At 56.0% G+C, this 16,747-nt stretch carries 10 protein-coding genes; 4 read left to right on the top strand and 6 right to left on the bottom strand.

Translation table 11 applies throughout. The annotated features are described in order from the left end of the window. Positions 1–244 precede the first annotated feature (244 nt). Positions 245–1,231, top strand: coding sequence for an aldo/keto reductase (locus CFT68_RS18005; RefSeq protein WP_088844960.1), 987 nt, complete (start codon positions 245–247; stop codon positions 1,229–1,231). 362 nt (positions 1,232–1,593) lie between these two features. On the opposite strand, the gene CFT68_RS18000 is transcribed toward CFT68_RS18005, so the two are convergent. Beyond that, positions 1,594–2,247, bottom strand: a complete 654-nt coding sequence (locus tag CFT68_RS18000; protein ID WP_088844959.1) for a lipoprotein signal peptidase — start codon at positions 2,245–2,247, stop codon at positions 1,594–1,596. Between the two features lie 380 nt (positions 2,248–2,627). On the opposite strand from CFT68_RS18000, the gene CFT68_RS17995 reads away from it, so the two are divergent. Beyond that, on the top strand, positions 2,628–4,421 hold the full coding sequence (locus CFT68_RS17995; RefSeq protein WP_141106614.1) for a hypothetical protein: 1,794 nt from the start codon (positions 2,628–2,630) through the stop codon (positions 4,419–4,421). A gap of 214 nt (positions 4,422–4,635) precedes the next feature. On the opposite strand, the gene ileS is transcribed toward CFT68_RS17995, so the two are convergent. Together ileS and CFT68_RS17985 are read right to left on the bottom strand one after the other, a co-directional pair. Then, entirely contained in the window at positions 4,636–8,082 is a 3,447-nt protein-coding gene (gene ileS, locus CFT68_RS17990) for an isoleucine--tRNA ligase (protein WP_088844957.1), read from the bottom strand. Between the two features lie 152 nt (positions 8,083–8,234). Beyond that, entirely contained in the window at positions 8,235–10,673 is a 2,439-nt protein-coding gene (locus CFT68_RS17985; RefSeq protein ID WP_088844956.1) for an efflux RND transporter permease subunit, read from the bottom strand. Positions 10,674–10,911: 238 nt separating this feature from the next. Here CFT68_RS17985 and CFT68_RS17980 point away from each other — a divergent pair, with 238 nt between their 5' ends. Further along, entirely contained in the window at positions 10,912–11,319 is a 408-nt protein-coding gene (locus tag CFT68_RS17980) for a hypothetical protein (protein WP_088844955.1), read from the top strand. 113 nt (positions 11,320–11,432) lie between these two features. Here CFT68_RS17980 and CFT68_RS17975 read toward each other — a convergent pair whose 3' ends face one another. Further along, positions 11,433–12,950, bottom strand: coding sequence for a glycine--tRNA ligase (locus tag CFT68_RS17975; RefSeq protein WP_088844953.1), 1,518 nt, complete (start codon positions 12,948–12,950; stop codon positions 11,433–11,435). A gap of 359 nt (positions 12,951–13,309) precedes the next feature. Between CFT68_RS17975 and CFT68_RS17970 the strand changes: the two genes are divergently transcribed. After that, positions 13,310–14,716: an inorganic phosphate transporter gene (locus CFT68_RS17970; protein ID WP_088844951.1), complete on the top strand. Its 1,407-nt coding sequence runs from the start codon at positions 13,310–13,312 to the stop codon at positions 14,714–14,716. Positions 14,717–14,908: 192 nt separating this feature from the next. Here the strand turns inward: CFT68_RS17970 and CFT68_RS17965 are convergent, their stop codons facing one another. Then, positions 14,909–15,394, bottom strand: coding sequence for a hypothetical protein (locus CFT68_RS17965; protein ID WP_088845134.1), 486 nt, complete (start codon positions 15,392–15,394; stop codon positions 14,909–14,911). 62 nt (positions 15,395–15,456) lie between these two features. Further along, complete coding sequence (locus CFT68_RS17960) at positions 15,457–15,948, bottom strand: DUF4385 domain-containing protein (protein ID WP_088844950.1); 492 nt, start codon at positions 15,946–15,948, stop codon at positions 15,457–15,459. Between the last annotated feature and the right edge of the window lie 799 nt (positions 15,949–16,747).

The following is a 16,747-nucleotide window of genomic DNA, read 5'->3' as shown; positions in this document are numbered from 1 at the left end:
TGGGAACAGGCCTAGAAGCTCAAAAGCTGCTTAGAAAGTTGAAAGAAACGTCATGCTGAGCGCAGTCGAAGCATCTCTACCTCTGGCTAACTCAACATTGGCCTAGAATAGCAACGAAGCGGTAGAGATGCTTCGACTGCGCTCAGCATGACGGTTTGTAGGGGCCTAAACAACCTCTAGGCCACTCTCCAGATTCCTCGCGGCTCTCGGAATGACAACCTAAAACTCAACCCAACCAACACATATGCAGTACCGCAAACTGGGCAAAACCGGCTTCGAGGTTTCCGAAATTAGCTTGGGCACTTGGCAGGTAGGTGGCAAATGGGGCGACCCATTCAGCCACGAAACTGCCGACGCCATCCTCAACAAAGCCGTGGATAGCGGCATCAACTTCATTGACACCGCCGACGTGTACGGCGACGGGCAGAGCGAAAAGGCCGTGGGCCGCCTCGTGCGCAACCGCTCCGAGCGCGTGTACGTGGCCACCAAGTGCGGCCGGCAGCTGCAGCCTCACGTGAATGAGGCCTATCAGCCCGAGGCAATCCGCAAGTTTGTGGAGGCCAGCCTGCGCAACATGCAGCTGGAAACCCTGGACCTGATTCAACTGCACTGCCCACCCACGGAGGTGTACTACCGCCCCGAAATCTTCGAGGTATTCGACCGACTCAAGGAGGAAGGCAAGATCCTGAACCTGGGCGTGAGCGTGGAGAAGGTGGAAGAAGGCCTCAAAGCCCTCACGTTTTCCAACGTCACCACCATTCAGCTTATCTTCAACATGTTCCGGCAGCGGCCCACAGAGCTGCTGTTTAGTGAGGCCAAGCGCCACGAGGTAGGCCTGATTGTGCGCGTGCCGCTGGCCAGTGGTCTGCTCACCGGCAAGTTCTCGCCCCAAACCACATTCTCCCCCGACGACCACCGCCAGTTCAACCGCGACGGCGCGGCCTTCGACAAAGGCGAAACCTTCGCAGGCGTCGACTACGAGACTGGCTTAGCGGCCGTGGAAGAGCTGAAAAAGGTGTTCCCTGGTCAGCCCAATCTCGCTCCTATTGCCCTACGCTGGGTACTGATGTTTGACGAAGTAAGCTGCGTAATTCCCGGCGCTTCCAAGCCCAGTCAGCTGGAGTCAAACCTCAACGCCGCAGAGATACCCGCGCTATCAGGTGAGCAAATGGACGCCGTACGCAGCATCTACGAGCAACGCATTAAGCCGCTGGTGCATAACCTGTGGTAAAACAGTGGCCTAGAACGACACATTAGCCGCTCGTCATGCTGAGCAGGTGGCGCATCAAGCCACGGACAGAAGCATATGCGTGCTGATATTGGATTAGTAATTTCCACCCTTGCACGTCATCCTGACGCAGGAAGGATCTTATCACGTGTGAACGACTGGCCTACAAGCCCGTTCACACGTGATAAGATCCTTCCTGCGTCAGGATGACGCGGTTCCGGTGAGAAACAAAGCGGTAGAGATGCTTCGGCAAGCTCAGCATGACTTTTTTTTGGTCTACAGTTGGCCATTGTAGGCCATTACATGACGTAAAAAGGCCCGCTGGAATCATTCCAGCGGGCCTTTTTTGTTGCTTTTAGGCTTCCCTAGGCCACTTCTGAGGCTTCCGCGTCGTGGTGGGCTTGGGCTGCGGCGGTATCGTCGGCGGCTACGGGGTGGGCATCATCTTCGTGGTGCGCAAAAAAGCGGTTCTGGAAGATCAAAATGAGGGCCACGCCTACGAAGATGGCGGAGTCGGCAATGTTGAAAATGGGCCACAGCGAGAGGTGGGAGCCACCTACCAGGGGCCAGGAAGCGGGCAAGATGCCTTCGTAGATATCCACATAGAGCATGTCAATCACCTGCCCGTGAAACCAGGGCGTGGGCGCCGTGATGGGGGCATTATCGTAGATGATGCCGTAGAAAATGGAGTCGATCAGGTTACCGATGGCACCGCCCAGAATCAAGGAAACGCAGGTGATAAGGCCTTTCGGGGCGTGGCGCTGCCAGAGCTTGTAGATGTAATAGGCGATGCCCGTTACGGCCACCAATCGAAAGCTGGTAAGGAGAATTTTACCGTAGGGAGGCGGCAGTTCTACCCCGAAAGCCATGCCAGGATTTAGGGTGTAATGCAGCTTAAACCAGTCGCCGATGAGATGAATCTCGTCGAAACGGTCCATGTAGGTGTGCACCGCCCACTTCGAGAGCTGATCAATGAGGATGACCAGCAAGGCCACCAGGTAATACTTCCAATACTTCATAAGCACAAAGTGACGCAGAATTTTTGACTCCGCTGCGTGGCGCCCCACCACAGCCTCTGCGCCGTTGGTATATGTTCTGAGGTGGCTTTTGTGCCGATTTAAACCCGTTTTTCGAGGATTTGTGCGGCGTTATGCCAAACGCTCTCTCAACGACAAACTTACTCCAAACAAATGTTTTTCCGGGCGCGCCACCGCATGCAGTTTCCGCAGGATTTTGACGGGCCAGATTCCGCCTAAAGCAGAAGGCCAAACCAGCCGCTACTGGCTTTGAAAAGGAACGTCTTCTGGAGAGTAGTGAGATGAGAATATCAGTTGAAGCAATACTAAACTAAATTTTTAGTTATACATTCCAGCATTATATCATTTCATCTGCTATAGCTATGTTAATCAGCCAGAATCCGCTTTCGCATCTGCCGCTCAGGGCATCCTTGGTTGCGCTGACTATAGGCCTAGGAGCCTGCGCCACGCCGCATCCGCTCACTCGCAGCAACGAGTTGCAGCACACCATGACTACCACGTTTTATAACCGCCAGCTCAACACCAGCCTGCTGCTCAACGGTGACTACGACCTGGAACTGCACCCCAAAAATAAACCCGACGACGTGACAAAGGCGCGGCTAAAGCAGCTAGGCCTGTCGCGGCGGCAGTCAGCGGTGCTGTTTACCGGCCAAACTAACCTCACGCCTACGTACCGTCTGCGCAGCCTGCGGATAACCGGAAACCCCAACTGGCGCGCTCTGGGTTTTCAGGAAAACGGCACGGGACGGTTCCAGCACACCGGCACTGTCGGCGCGGATTTACTGATGGAATACGCCGCGCCCTTGCCCGATAACCAGGGCTGGCTGTACCTCATTGCCACAGATGAAGCCAGCTCGCGCGCCGATACTTCCATAAAAGACCGCAGCTATGAGATGGACGCGGAGTTCGTGACGTTCACGTTTCCTTCGGTGCAGCAGGGGCGCTGGCCGCGGGTGGTGTCGCCGGTAAGGCTGGCGAATGATGCCTTTCTGAGTCGGCCCAACGGGGATTATCTGGCCCCGCTGTCGGCACTGGCCCAGAGCCGACACGCTCCCAGCGCGGGCAATGACCCCAGTATTGATGGCATGCTCTGGCAGATGCTGCAGCAGTATCACGCCATGGCCGGCAACACCGATTCGGTGGAATATTTCCAGCAGCAGGGCTGGAACAATGTGCGAATTCCGGCGCCCATCTCCCCCACGGATACCACCCACCGCCCCAACTCCGCCCCCACCGATACGCTGGTGAGCGTGGACGCGGTACCAGAAATCCTGCGGAAAACAGCCGGCGTGCAGGTGGTGATGCTGAATGAATCGCACACGTTTGGCCGCCACCGGGCGCTGGCCGCCGCCTTGCTGCCAGGGCTATATCAGCAAGGCTTCCGGTATCTGGCCCTGGAAACGCTGGAAGACACGGCCGCCAACACTCTCAACCCGCTGCCCCTGAAAGCCGGTTTCTATACACGCGAGGCCACGTACGCCAACATGATCCGCACGGCCCGTCGGATGGGCTTTACCCTGGTGGCCTACGAAGCTACCCGCGACCAGAAGGAACGGGAGTTAGGTGAAGCTACCAACCTGTACAACGCAGTGCGCCACGACCCGGCCGCCAAGGTGTTCGTGTACGGCGGCGGAGCCCACATCAACCGTTTGGTTATGCCCAGTCAGGTCGATAAAAAGTGGATGGCCCAGCAACTCATCGACCTCACAGGCTGGCGCATCCTGAGCGTTAATCAAGCGCGCATGAGCAACGAGGCGCGGAGTGGCCTAGCGGCAGTACCCATCGGCACGGCCCAAGTAGTGTACCAACTGCGCAAGGGTAAACGCCTCTCTCCCTATCCCGAAAACGACCTGGTAGTGCGCAATAATCTCGATCTGGCTCAGTTGCCCCTGCCCTATTCCGATGCTACCAATGCCCAGCCGGTTTCCCTGGATGTACGCCCCTTCAAGCCCACCGCCACCACCGGCCGCCGGATGCTCCAGCTATACCTACAGTCGGAGCTGGCCGTGCGCGAGGATATCTCGCCCGTTTACACCCACGAATTGCGGCCTTCTGACGACGTTCTGGCTATTCACCTGGTGCCAGGCCGGTACGTGTACCGCGTGCTCTCAGAGAAACTAAAAGAGGAGAAACGGGAGGAGCTGATGGTGAGGTGAAGTAAGATTAGGCTAAAACTAGACCGTCATTCCGAGCGCAGTCGAGGAATCTCGCGTGCTGATGTTGCAGTAGTAATTCGGACGTCAGCACGCGAGATTCCTCGACTGCGCTCGGAATGACGGTCCATCGGAATGACGTTCTAATCAAATCACAAAAATGGCCGCGCATCAGTTGATGCGCGGCCTTTTTGAGTTTTACGAGTGTCCTAGGCCACTAGCTGTTGGCTACTTCCAACTGCACGGGCACGGTGTACTCGTCGAACTCCAAGACAGAACCACCGTTCAGGTCCGGGGCGAAATTCAGGGCTAGGGCCTGCACTTCTTCGCGGATGTAGTCGCCGAAGGACTGCACGGCGGCTTGTAGATCGGGCTGGTGGCCTAGCGTCACGCGGATTTTGTCCTGCACTTCCAGGCCGCTGTCTTTGCGCAGGTTCTGGAGGCGGTTCACCAACTCGCGGGCCACGCCTTCCTGGCGTAGCTCGTCGGTCAGGGTCACGTCGAGGGCTACTGTCAGGGGGCCGTCAGTTGCAACGAGCCAGCCGGGCAGGTCTTGGGTACGGATTTCCACGTCGTCGGGAGCCAGCGTAAGGGCTTCGCCATCTACTTCTACAGCCAGTTGACCAGTCTTTTCGAGCGTGCTGATTTCCTCCGGCGTCATCTGCTGAATGCGGGCACCTACGGCCTTCAGTTTGGCACCGTACTGCTGACCTAGGCGCTTGAAGTTAGGCTTCACCGACTTCACCAACACGCCGCTGGTATCGTCGAGGAACTCCACGTGCTTCACGTTCACCTCGGCGCAGATTAGGTCTTCTACCTTGCCTACTTGCTCGCGCGTGCTCTCGTTGAACACCGGCACCAGAATGCGCTGCAGGGGCTGGCGCACCTTCAGCACCGACTTCTTCCGCAGGGAGTGCGTGAGCGAGGAGATGCGCTGGGCTAGCTCCATCCGCTCCTCCAGAGCCTTATCGATGCGGGTTTCATCGGCCTGCACCAACAGTGTGAGGTGCACCGATTCAGGGGCCAGCGGCGTGTTTTTAGCCACCGCTTCCTCGCGCATGCCGTCGGTCATGTTCTTGTACAGCCATTCTGCGAAGAAGGGCGCAATAGGAGCCATGAGCTGCGAAACCACCACCAAGCATTCCTGCAGGGTTTCGTAAGCGGCGCGCTTATCAGTGCTAAGCTCGCCTTTCCAGAAACGGCGGCGCGAGAGGCGCACGTGCCAGTTGGAGAGCTGATCAGTCACGAAATCCTGGATGGCGCGAGCAGCTTTCGTGGGGTCGTAGCCATCGTAGTAGCCGCGCACTTCCACAATCAGCGACTGCAGCTTGCTTAGAATCCAGCGGTCCAGCTCGCTTAGCTCCGTGTACGGCACACGGTCAAACTCGCGAGCCTGGAAGCCGTCGAGGTTAGCGTAGAGGGCGTAGAACGAGTAGGTATTGAACAGGGTGCCGAAGAAGCGGCGCTGCACCTCCGTAATGCCGGCGAGGTCAAACTTGAGGTTGTCCCAGGGCTGGGCGTTGGCAATCATGTACCAGCGTGTAGCGTCGGGGCCAAACTGGCTGATGGTAGCAAACGGATCCACGGCGTTGCCGAGGCGCTTGCTCATCTTGTTGCCGTTTTTGTCCAGCACCAAGCCATTGGCCATCACGTTCTTGTAGGCCACGGAGTCCTCCAGCATTACAGCCAGGGCGTGCAGGGTAAAGAACCAGCCGCGGGTCTGATCTACGCCTTCAGCAATGAAATCAGCCGGGAAGTTCTTCTCGAACTTCTCCTTGTTCTCCAGCGGGTAGTGCCACTGGGCGTAGGGCATGGCGCCGCTATCAAACCACACGTCAATGAGGTCGGTTTCGCGGTACATGGGCAGGCCGGAGGGCGATACTAGGAAGATATCGTCCACGTAGGGGCGGTGCAAGTCCATTTTCTCCCCGTTGGCGTAGAGGTTATGGGTCATGACTTCAGCCGCTACAGCCTTGTCAATCTCCTGCTTTAGCTGCTCTACAGAGCCAATGCAGATTTCCTCCGTGCCATCCTGGGTGCGCCAGATGGGTAGGGGCGTGCCCCAGTAGCGCGAGCGGCTCAGGTTCCAGTCTACCAGGTTTTCGAGCCAGTTGCCAAAGCGGCCGGTGCCAGTGCTGGCGGGCTGCCAGTTGATGGTTTTGTTGAGTTCGATGAGCCGGTCTTTCACCGCCGTGGTCTTGATAAACCAAGAGTCCAGGGGGTAGTAGAGCACAGGCTTATCGGTGCGCCAGCAGTGCGGGTAGGTGTGCTCGTACTTCTCCACTTTGAAGGCCGTGCCGTCGCCTTTCATGCGGATGGCAATGCTCTCGTCAAGGGTTTTGTAGTCGGCACCGCTCTGGTCGTGGCCATCATAGTTTTTCACCCAACGGCCCCCAAATTCGCCCATTTGCTGCACGTAGCGGCCAGTACGGTCCACGATGGGGCCTAGCTTGCCCTCATCGTCGGCTACCATCAGCGCGGGCACATCAGCCTGCTGAGCGGCCCGGAAGTCGTCGGCGCCAAATGTGGGCGAGATGTGCACGATGCCGGTACCATCCTCGGTGGTCACGAAGTCGCCAGGAATCACACGGAATGCGCGCTCCTCACCCTCGAAAGCCGGAAAGCCTTTATCCTGACCGAACAGGCGCTCGTAATTGATGCCTACTAGGTCGGAGCCTTTAAAAGTATTCTCGATGCGCCAGGGCAGTACTTTGTCGCCGGGCTTGAAGTCTTCAAACGAAGCGTTTTTGCCTTTCTCCGAGAAGTACTTTCCTACCAACGCCTCCGCCAGCACCACCCGAACGGGGGCGTAGGTGTAGGGGTTGAAGGTGCTCACCAGCACGTACGGGATGTTTTTACCAACGGCTAGGCCAGTGTTGGCCGGCAACGTCCAGGGCGTAGTCGTCCAGGCCAGGATGTACACATCCGGCTCCGACGCACTATCGCCATACAAGGCCGCCAGCGGCACCTCGTCTATCTTGACATTGCTGAACAGCACCTCCGATTTCTCGTTGCGCATTACCTTGAACTGGGCCACGATGGTCGTGTCCTTTACATCGCGGTAGGTACCGGGCTGGTTTAGCTCGTGCGAGCTTAGGCCAGTTCCGGCGGCTGGCGAGTAAGGCTGAATGGTGTAGCCTTTGTAGAGCAAGCCCTTGTCGTAGAGCTTCTTGAGCAGGGCCCAGCAGCTCTCGATGTACTCGGGCTCGAAGGTGATATAAGGGTCGTCGAGGTCAACCCAATAGCCCATTTTCTCAGTGAGGTCGTCCCACTGGGCTTTGAAGCGCATCACGGTTTCGCGGCAGCGCTGGTTGTACTCCTCAATGCTGATTTTTTTGCCGATATCCTCCTTTGTGATGCCTAGCTCCTTTTCTACCTGCAGCTCAATGGGCAGGCCGTGCGTGTCCCAGCCGCCTTTGCGGTGCACTTGCTTGCCCAGCAAGGTCTGGTAGCGGCAGAAGATATCCTTCACCGTCCGGGCCATCACGTGGTGAATGCCGGGGGCGCCGTTGGCCGAAGGCGGACCTTCATAAAACACGAACGTAGGCTGCCCCTCGCGGGTGCTCACGCTCTTCTCAAAGATGCCGTTCTGCTTCCACCACGCCAGGATATCGGTGCCGACCTGGCCATAGTTGAGCGGCTGCTTGTATTCGGGGTAGTTCATATGATCAAGGGGAGCTAAGCAAATTCTACCGTCATCCTGACGAAGGAAGGATCTTCTCACGCCGAAACGACTGGCCTAGAACAGTTCTACCGCAGGTTGTTCTAGCGTGATAAGATCCTTCCTTCGTCAGGATGACGTTCTATTTTAATGGGTTACCCGTTCAGCTTGGGCTGTACCTGAATGCGGTTCAGGTTCAGTTCCAGGTCGTCATCCTCCTCGTGGTAGTTATCATCGTAATGACGAATACTGGACTGGTCGATGACATCTTCGTCCTTGCCGTGCTCAAAGGTAACGAGCAAGCAGGGCAGCAGAATCAGGTTGGAGAAGTTGGTTATCAGCAAGCTGGCCGACATCAATAGGCCTAGGGCCTTCGTGCCGCCAAACTCCGAGAAGGCAAACACCGAGAAGCCCAAAAAGAGCACAATGCTGGTGTAAATCATGCTGGTACCCGCCTCCGAAAGCGTGGTACTGATGGCGGCTTTCACGCGGCGGCCGTTGGCGGCCATTTCCTGCCGAAACTTGGCCAGCAGGTGAATGGAATTGTCGCCATCAATACCCAGGGCAATACTGAAAATCAGGGCCGTACTGGGCTTCAGCGGAATGCCGAAGTAGCCCATAATACCGCCCGTGAGCAGCAGCGTGAAGAAGTTGGGCAGCAGGGTGAAGAATACCGCCCGGATGCTGCGGAACAAAATCAGGACCACTAGGCCCACTAGCACAAAGGCAATTACCAGGCTTTCCTTGAGCGTGCCGATGAGGTATTCGTTGCCTTTGGTGAAGATAATGGTCGTGCCCGTCAACTTCACATCAATGCCCGTACCGTTGAAAATCTTGTTGATTTCGGGCTTGATGCGGTTGTTGATGAGCGTATCGAGGTTATGCGAGCCTACATCGGCAATCTTCAGGGAGATACGGGCGCGCTGCATGGTGCTATCCGTGAAGGAGCGCAGCAGCTTGCTCGTGAGCTGGCCCTCATTGCCCTTCGTGGACTGCGAGTGGGCTAAATAGCTGAAGATGTAGTTCTTCTCGGAGTTATCGGGGAGGCGGTAATACTCAGGAGCGCCGTTGTAGAACGCCTGGGTGGAGGCTTTCAGGAACGTAACTACGCTCACTGGCGTGGTAAGTACCGGCTGGGTGCGCAGGAAGTTCTCTAGGCGGTCAATGCGCTCCAGATTCTTGAGTTTCAGCAGGCCTTTGGGCTTGCCGGTATCTACTACCATTTCCAGCGGCATCACACCGTTGAAGTGCTGCTCGAAGAACTTCAAATCGGAGTTAACCGACGAATCTTTGGGAAGATCATCGACCATATACGACACCGATTTCACCTTCGTAACCCCGAAGGAGGCCAGGATGATAAGCACCAATGCCGTCAGATAAACGGTAGTGCGGCGCTCCAGCACCAAGTAATCGAAGAACTCTAGCAGCTTGGTCAGGGGCTTGGCTTCGAGGTGCTCCAGTTGCTTGGGCGTGGGCGGAGGCAGAATCGTGAAGATGATGGGCATCAGGATGAACGACACCGCAAACGCCACGAAAATATTGAGGGTAGCCACCAGCCCGAACTGGTACAGAATGGCAATGTTGGTAAAGCAGAACACCACAAAACCGATGGCCGTGGTGGTGTTATTCATCAGCGTAACCAAGCCAATCTTGCGCACTACCCGCGCCATAGCCAGCACCTGGTTACCCGATTTACGGTAGTCGTAGTGGTATCGGCTGAGTAGGTAGGTGCAGTTCGGGATGCCAATTACGATGATAATGCTAGGAATCAGGCCCGTGAGCAGGTTGATTTTGTAGCCCAGCAGCACCATGCTTCCGATGCACCACGTCACGACGATCATGACAATGAGCAGCGGGAACACCACCGCCGACCACGTTCGGAAGAACATGAGCAGCGTTACGGCCATCATCACGATGGTGAGGCCTACAAAGAGCTTCATTTCAGAGGCTACTTTGGTGGTCATGGTGGCCCGCACATAGGGCAGACCGGCGTAGTGCATCTTGATGCCGGTCTTCTTCTGGAAGTGCTCGGCGTGGCCTAGAATCTCCTGCATCACGGCTTCGCGCCGGCTGGAGTTCAGGTACTTAGGATCCATGGTAAGGGCCAGCAGGGTGGCTCCCGTAGTGGGCGAAATCAGCTGGCCTTTGTAGAACTCCTGGGCATTTACTACCCGCATCAGAGAGTCGAGTTCTTGCTGCGTACTGGGGAAATTTCGGAAGATGGGCTCGGCCCGGAATGTCTGAGAGGCGGTATCCTTCACCAAACGCGGCAGGCGCGTGACGCCCAGCACCCCATTCACGCCTTCCACCTTGCTGAGCGTATCGGTGAGGGTGCGCAACTCGTTGAAATTGCCGAGCTTATACACGGAGCTGTCCTGCATGCCTAGCACCAGCACGTTGCCATCTTCGCCGAAAGTCCGCTTGAACTTCTGGAAGTACACCATGTCGGGGTCGTCGGGCGACACCACCTGAGCGAAGTCGTAGGTCATCTGCACCTTGCGGGCTTCCCACGCCATAAATACCGTAATGACCGCCAGCAGCCCAATAAGCAAGCGGCGGTTCTTAATGACAAACAGGGCGAGGTTTCTCCACATAGGCTGCTAAAATGCAGCAAAGGTACGCAACACCCCGCACCTATCTGGTGAAGCTAACTGACTAAACCTTACCCACTCCTCATAGTCTAAGCTGAGCAGGAAGCCACCTGAGCGAAAAATTTCTTTTCGAATATAGGCAACATTACATGCTGCCTTTTTCGTAAGACACCGCAAATCAGCATGTTGGCAACCACATAAATTGCACTTAGCAAAGCATAGGTTGTCATAATTCAGTTCAATGACTCTTTTTCTCGCCCCCGAAGCTTCCCTCACCTATAACGCGACTTCCCAAACGCTGCATCTGAATTATGATGCGACCGACTTATCCGTGTCGTTCGGACAGGCCTACCAGCGGGCTTTGGAAGAAATGCTGGAGCACAACGTGGGCAAGCTGCTCCTGGATCTGAAGCGCAACGCGCCCTCCACCGACGACGAAACCGAACAAATCCTGCAGCCCCTCGTAAACGCGCTACCTGCTCTCCAAAACCGTCCGCTCTATATTGCGGCGGTGGTTTCCGAAGGGCAATACCAGCACCAAATCAGCAACTACACCGCCAACTGTGCCGTGGCACTCACGCCGCCGCATATTGAGTTCAATTACTTCACTTCCCGCCGCGACGCTAATGCGTGGCTCAGCGAAAACTAAACAACCCGCGCTCTACCCAACTCCTTCTTTCTTTCCAAAACAAGAGGCCCCTGGAGCAATCCAGGGGCCTCTTGTTTTGTGGCTAGGCCACTTAGCTTACGTGCCGGAGTGGCCTAGAGCTTTTCGAAAATGCGGGAGAAGCTCACGGCCTCGCCGATGTAGCCGCGCAGCTCCGAGATGGGCATGCGGGTCTGCTCGCGGGAATCGCGGTGGCGCACCGTTACGGTGTTGTCTTCCAGCGTCTGGCCATCCACCACAATGCAGAAAGGTGTACCAATGAGGTCTTGGCGGGTGTAGCGCTTGCCAATGGCGTCGCGCTCCTCCATAATCACCCGGAAATCGTAGCGCAGGCTATTGAAGATTTCCTCTGCCTTTTCGGGCATACCGTCTTTTTTCACCAGCGGGAAGATGGCGGCTTTGATGGGTGCCACGGCAGGGTGCAGCTTCAGGAAGGTGCGCGTTTTGGTTTGCTCCTTCTCGCCTTCGCCTTCCGTAATGGTTTCCTCAGTGTAGGCCTGGCAGAGCGTAGCCAGGAACAGGCGGTCGGCGCCCACGGAGGTTTCTACCACGAAGGGCACGTAGTTGCCGTAGGCCTTGCCGGTTTCGGGGTCGATATCGGCATCGAAGTACTGCTGCTTTTTCTTCGAGAGGGCCTGGTGCTGCATCAAATCGAAATCGGAGCGGGAATGAATGCCCTCGATTTCCTTGAAGCCGAAGGGGAATTCAAACTCGATATCGACGGCGGCTTTGGCGTAGTGAGCCAGCTTGTCGTGGTCGTGGAAGCGGAGCTTGTCGGCGGGCAGGCCTAGGGCCTCGTGCCAGCGGCGGCGCGTCTCTTTCCAGGTGGTGTACCACTCGCCTTCGGTGCCAGGACGCACGAAAAATTGCATTTCCATCTGCTCGAACTCCCGCATGCGGAAGATGAACTGGCGGGCCACAATCTCGTTGCGGAAGGCCTTCCCGATCTGGGCAATACCAAACGGCACCTTCTGCCGCGCCGACTTCTGCACGTTCAGGAAGTTCACGAAGATGCCCTGGGCCGTTTCGGGGCGCAGGTAAATCTTACTGGAGTCATCGGCCACGGCGCCCACCTGGGTTGAGAACATCAGGTTGAACTGGCGCACGTCGGTCCAGTTGCCGGTCTTAGACACTGGGCAGAGGATCTGCTCATCGATGATAAGCTGCTTCACGCCGGCCAGGTCCTCGCTGGTGAGCAGGCGACCCATTTCAGCCAGCAGCGTTTCGGCGCGGGCTATTTCGCCGTTTTTCTCGTACTCGGCGGCCTTGTCTTCGAGCAGCACATCGGCGCGGTAGCGCTTCTTGCTGTCGAGGTTGTCAATCATAGGGTCGGAGAAGCCATCAATGTGGCCGGAGGCTTTCCACGTGAGCGGATGCATGAAGATGGCCGCATCAATGCCCACCACATTCTGGTTGAGCTGGGTCATGGCTTTCCACCAGAGCTGCTTCAGGTTATTCTTGAGCTCCACGCCATTGGGGCCGTAGTCGTACACGGCGGCCAGGCCGTCGTAGATTTCCGAAGAAGGGAATACGAAGCCGTATTCCTTGGCGTGCGACACGATATCGGCCAGGGTATTTTCGGCCGTGGCGGCGGGTTTCTGCTCGTTGCTCATAGTAGGAGAGGTGGTTGTAGGCCAGTAAGACCGGCATTCCGGCGCAGGAGGAATCTGAGTTAGCACCTAGGCCACTCCCCAGATTCCTCCTGCGTCGGAATGACAGCTACTTGCTGGCAAAAGTAGCCAAAGCTTTAGCTTATCGTTTATACCTCAGCCTGAAAAGGCTCCGCAAACGCTGTGTATTAGGAAAAACCTGTACTTGCCAGTGGCCTAGCCAACCTGGCGCGCCGGCCTACGTTTAGCGCCTCATGCCAGGGACTGTTCGGCTGTTGCGGTAACAATTTCATAATCTTGCGCCCCTTTCCGGTAATCCTACCTTTGATTACCAAAACTGAATCTTCACCAATCCCCCCCTTATGTTTGGCTTAGAGCCTCATGTGCTGCTGCTGCTGATTGCCTGCTTGGTAGCAGCCTGCGCCTTTGAATTCGTCAACGGTTTCCACGATACGGCCAACGCCGTGGCCACCGTCATTTACACCAACACGCTGCGGCCGTGGGTGGCCGTTATCTGGTCGGCCTTCTGGAACTTCATCGGGGTACTCACGGGCGGCATTGCCGTAGCCATGGGCGTGGTGTACCTGCTGCCCGTTGAAAGCCTAGTGGATCAGAACGTATATCACGGCATTGCCATGGTGGGCGCCCTGATTGTGGCCGCCATTCTCTGGAATGTGGGCACGTGGTACTACGGCATTCCGGCCTCCAGCTCGCACGCCCTGATTGGGTCTATTCTGGGTGTGGGCATTGCTTACAGCTTCCTGCCCGACTCACACAACGCGGCCGTAAACTGGGGCAAAGCCGGCGAAACGGGCATTGCCCTGCTCGTAGGCCCGCTGTTCGGCTTCTCGCTGACCATTGTGATGATGTTTCTTTTGAAGCGTTTTGTGCAGAACAAAGCCATCTTCAAGGAGCCGCACAAGCGCAAGCCCCCACCCCTCTGGATTCGCCTGATCCTGATTGTTACCTGTACGCTGGTGAGCTACTTCCACGGCTCGAACGACGGCCAGAAAGGCGTAGGCCTCATGATGCTGATTCTGATTGGCATCGTGCCTACCTACTTCGCCCTCGACCACAGCAAGAACCCGCTGGATATGCGCGACTCGCTGGTGAAGGTAGAACAGGTGATGCAGAAAGTGAACGTAAGCGAGCTGAGCGCGAAGGACCGCGAGTCGGTGGCCAGCATCAAAATGCAAACCAATGCCCTCGACAGCATCTTCGTGGGCAAAACGGAAATCGGCCAGCTGCCGCAAAGCACGCGCTTCGAGATTCGCAAAGCCATCCTGCTGCTCGGCAACGACGCTAAGAAAATCCAGGCCAGCGACAAAGTAAGCCTGAGCACCGCCGACCGCGACACCCTCAAGGGTGGCCTAGACAATATGAAAGGCTTCACGGACTATGCGCCGTGGCAAGTACTGGTAGCGGTATCTGTTTCGCTGGGCCTAGGCACCATGATCGGCTGGCAGCGCATCGTGAAAACCATTGGTGAGCGGATCGGTAAGGAACACCTGACCTATGCGCAGGGCGCTTCCTCGGAGCTGGTAGCCGCCGCCATGATTGGCGCTTCTACGGCCTACGGTTTGCCCAGCAGCACCACGCACGTACTGTCTTCGGCTATTGCGGGCTCCATGGTAGCCAACCGCGGCATCAAGAACCTGAACCCCCAGATGGTGCGCAACATTGCTTTGGCCTGGGTGCTCACGCTGCCAGTTACCATGGCACTGGCCGGTGGTCTGTTTCTGCTGTTCCGGGCTATTCTGCCTTCTTAGCCTTTCTTGAAATTGCAACAAAAAAGCCACCCCAGATCGGGGTGGCTTTTTTGTTGAGCTCTGATTATCAGGACTTGCCTAATTCCGGACTTTAAGGTTCAAATAGAGAAGAACCAGGTAGAAAGCACCGGATTATTAGATAGTTATCAACTTATCAACACAAAATTCGGGGTGATTTGTGGATAACTCGTTTTAGGCAGGCCACTGCACTTCCAAGTCTTCGTTGATGAATACCCCGAAATTCACAAATTGGAGCTGGTCTTCATCGAAGTACATATCAATCATTTCCTTCTCGTAGGAGAGGCGTACCTCGCCGGTATCCATCTTCTCCACTTCGCTCTGCTCGAAACCGTGGCGCTGCATCAGCTCCTGTATTTGCTCGGGGCTCTTGCCATGAATGGCCTCGCCGAACAGGCGGATACCCGGGTGGTCTGTCTCGATGCAGCTCAGGCGGTAGTCGTCTTCGCGGTCAAAGTAGAGCGAGTAGCCTTCTTCCAGGTAGTTCCAGGCCTGGTGCTCAAACTCGTCGTCGTCTTCCGACTCTTCAATTTCTTCGGGCTCGCCCATCAGGGCGCGGACCTCGTCCATGGAGGCACCGAACTTCAGCGGACCCATGCCAATGCCGAGGGTGATTTCGTTTTCTTCGGTACTGGAGGATTGGTTGGCGGGCGTTTGCATAGCCATATTGGTGAGGGTGGAGGTTCAGAAAATTTAGGAAAGTAAAGGTAGGTATTCGGGGGTCACTTGCCGTAGCGAGCTTCAAAATCGGCGCGCTGCTGCACGTAGTTGGGGTGCTGTTTGGCCTCGTCCCACTTGCGTTTGAAAATGGCGGCAGATTCAGCTTTTTCGGGGTCTTCGGGGGAGCGAGGAAGCTCTTCGCGGCCGTGGGCACCGCTCTGTCCTTTTTTGTCGTCGGGCACGGGCCCATCATACTTCTTGCCGCCGCGGTGATTGGCGTAGCGGCGGGCCCTAGTAAAGCCCATCTGCAGAAACTTGCGAGCCATGTCGGCGCCCACAAAGTCATTGGCCTTTAAGTAGGCCTCAAACAATCCGTAGATAGCCTCGCTAGACTCCCGGGCCACTGCAGGGGTCCGGAAGCGCCAGTGAGGCAGAATCTCGCCTTTATAGGGCTCTACCAGTAGCACGCCCTGCTCGCCTTTGCCCACGCGGTAGAACTCCGGATGTTTCCGGAAGTCTAGGGAGTGAAAATCAAGGGTGTAGTCGAAGGGCATACGGGCCGGCAGTTCTGTAAAAACAAAAGCGGTTCGGAGGTACCTATACGCCCAATCGGCTGCTTGGGGTGCTTGACGGGGCAAAACGGTTTTGCAACCGTGGAAAACCCTACAACTTTTGTGGATAACCGGCTACTTGTTAACAGGTTGACTCCGCTTCTGTATTTTATGGCTAGCTAGGTGCCGGTGCTTCGGAGTTTATCCCCAACCATGCGGCTAGGCCTGTTGACAAGTGGCTGAACTCAATATTTGTGAGCTGCCACCTCCCAGTTTGGTTTTTCTGCCGGCCTCAGGTGCTTTCCCTGAACATGCGCAAAGCTGAAGTGGCCTACGCAATACCCCGATGCTTGCCGGAGCCGATTTGCGAAACTGTTCGGGCGCTAGGCCACTCCAGAGGGCGCATCCGAAAAAACGGGGACCCGGTCCGCTTATCCACAGGTTAATAACTTTTAAAATATTTTTTCTTAAAGTCTCTTTTTAAATCTCTGTCGTTAGGGGTGTTTATAAGTGGATAAAAAGAACGGGTTATTCACATGGCTGATAACTTGTGTACAAGACCTAAGTTATGCACCGTCTATCAACAGGGTGTGTGGATATTAAAATGCTGATTATTAATTACTTGATACAGTTTTTCACAATCCACATACCTTGTCCACAAATCCACAATCCACAGGGTGGGTAGTGTGTGGATAGTAGAATTATCGGGGGATAGTTATCCACCCTTATCCACCATCAAAATCCCCTGTGTTTACCTGGGAGCAGACAAAAAAACTTGTCCTCAACTTCTCCACGCGTTATC

The sequence above is a fragment of the Hymenobacter gelipurpurascens genome, from assembly GCF_900187375.1.
GTDB lineage: Bacteria > Bacteroidota > Bacteroidia > Cytophagales > Hymenobacteraceae > Hymenobacter > Hymenobacter gelipurpurascens.
This window is presented reverse-complemented; position numbering and strand designations above follow the sequence as displayed.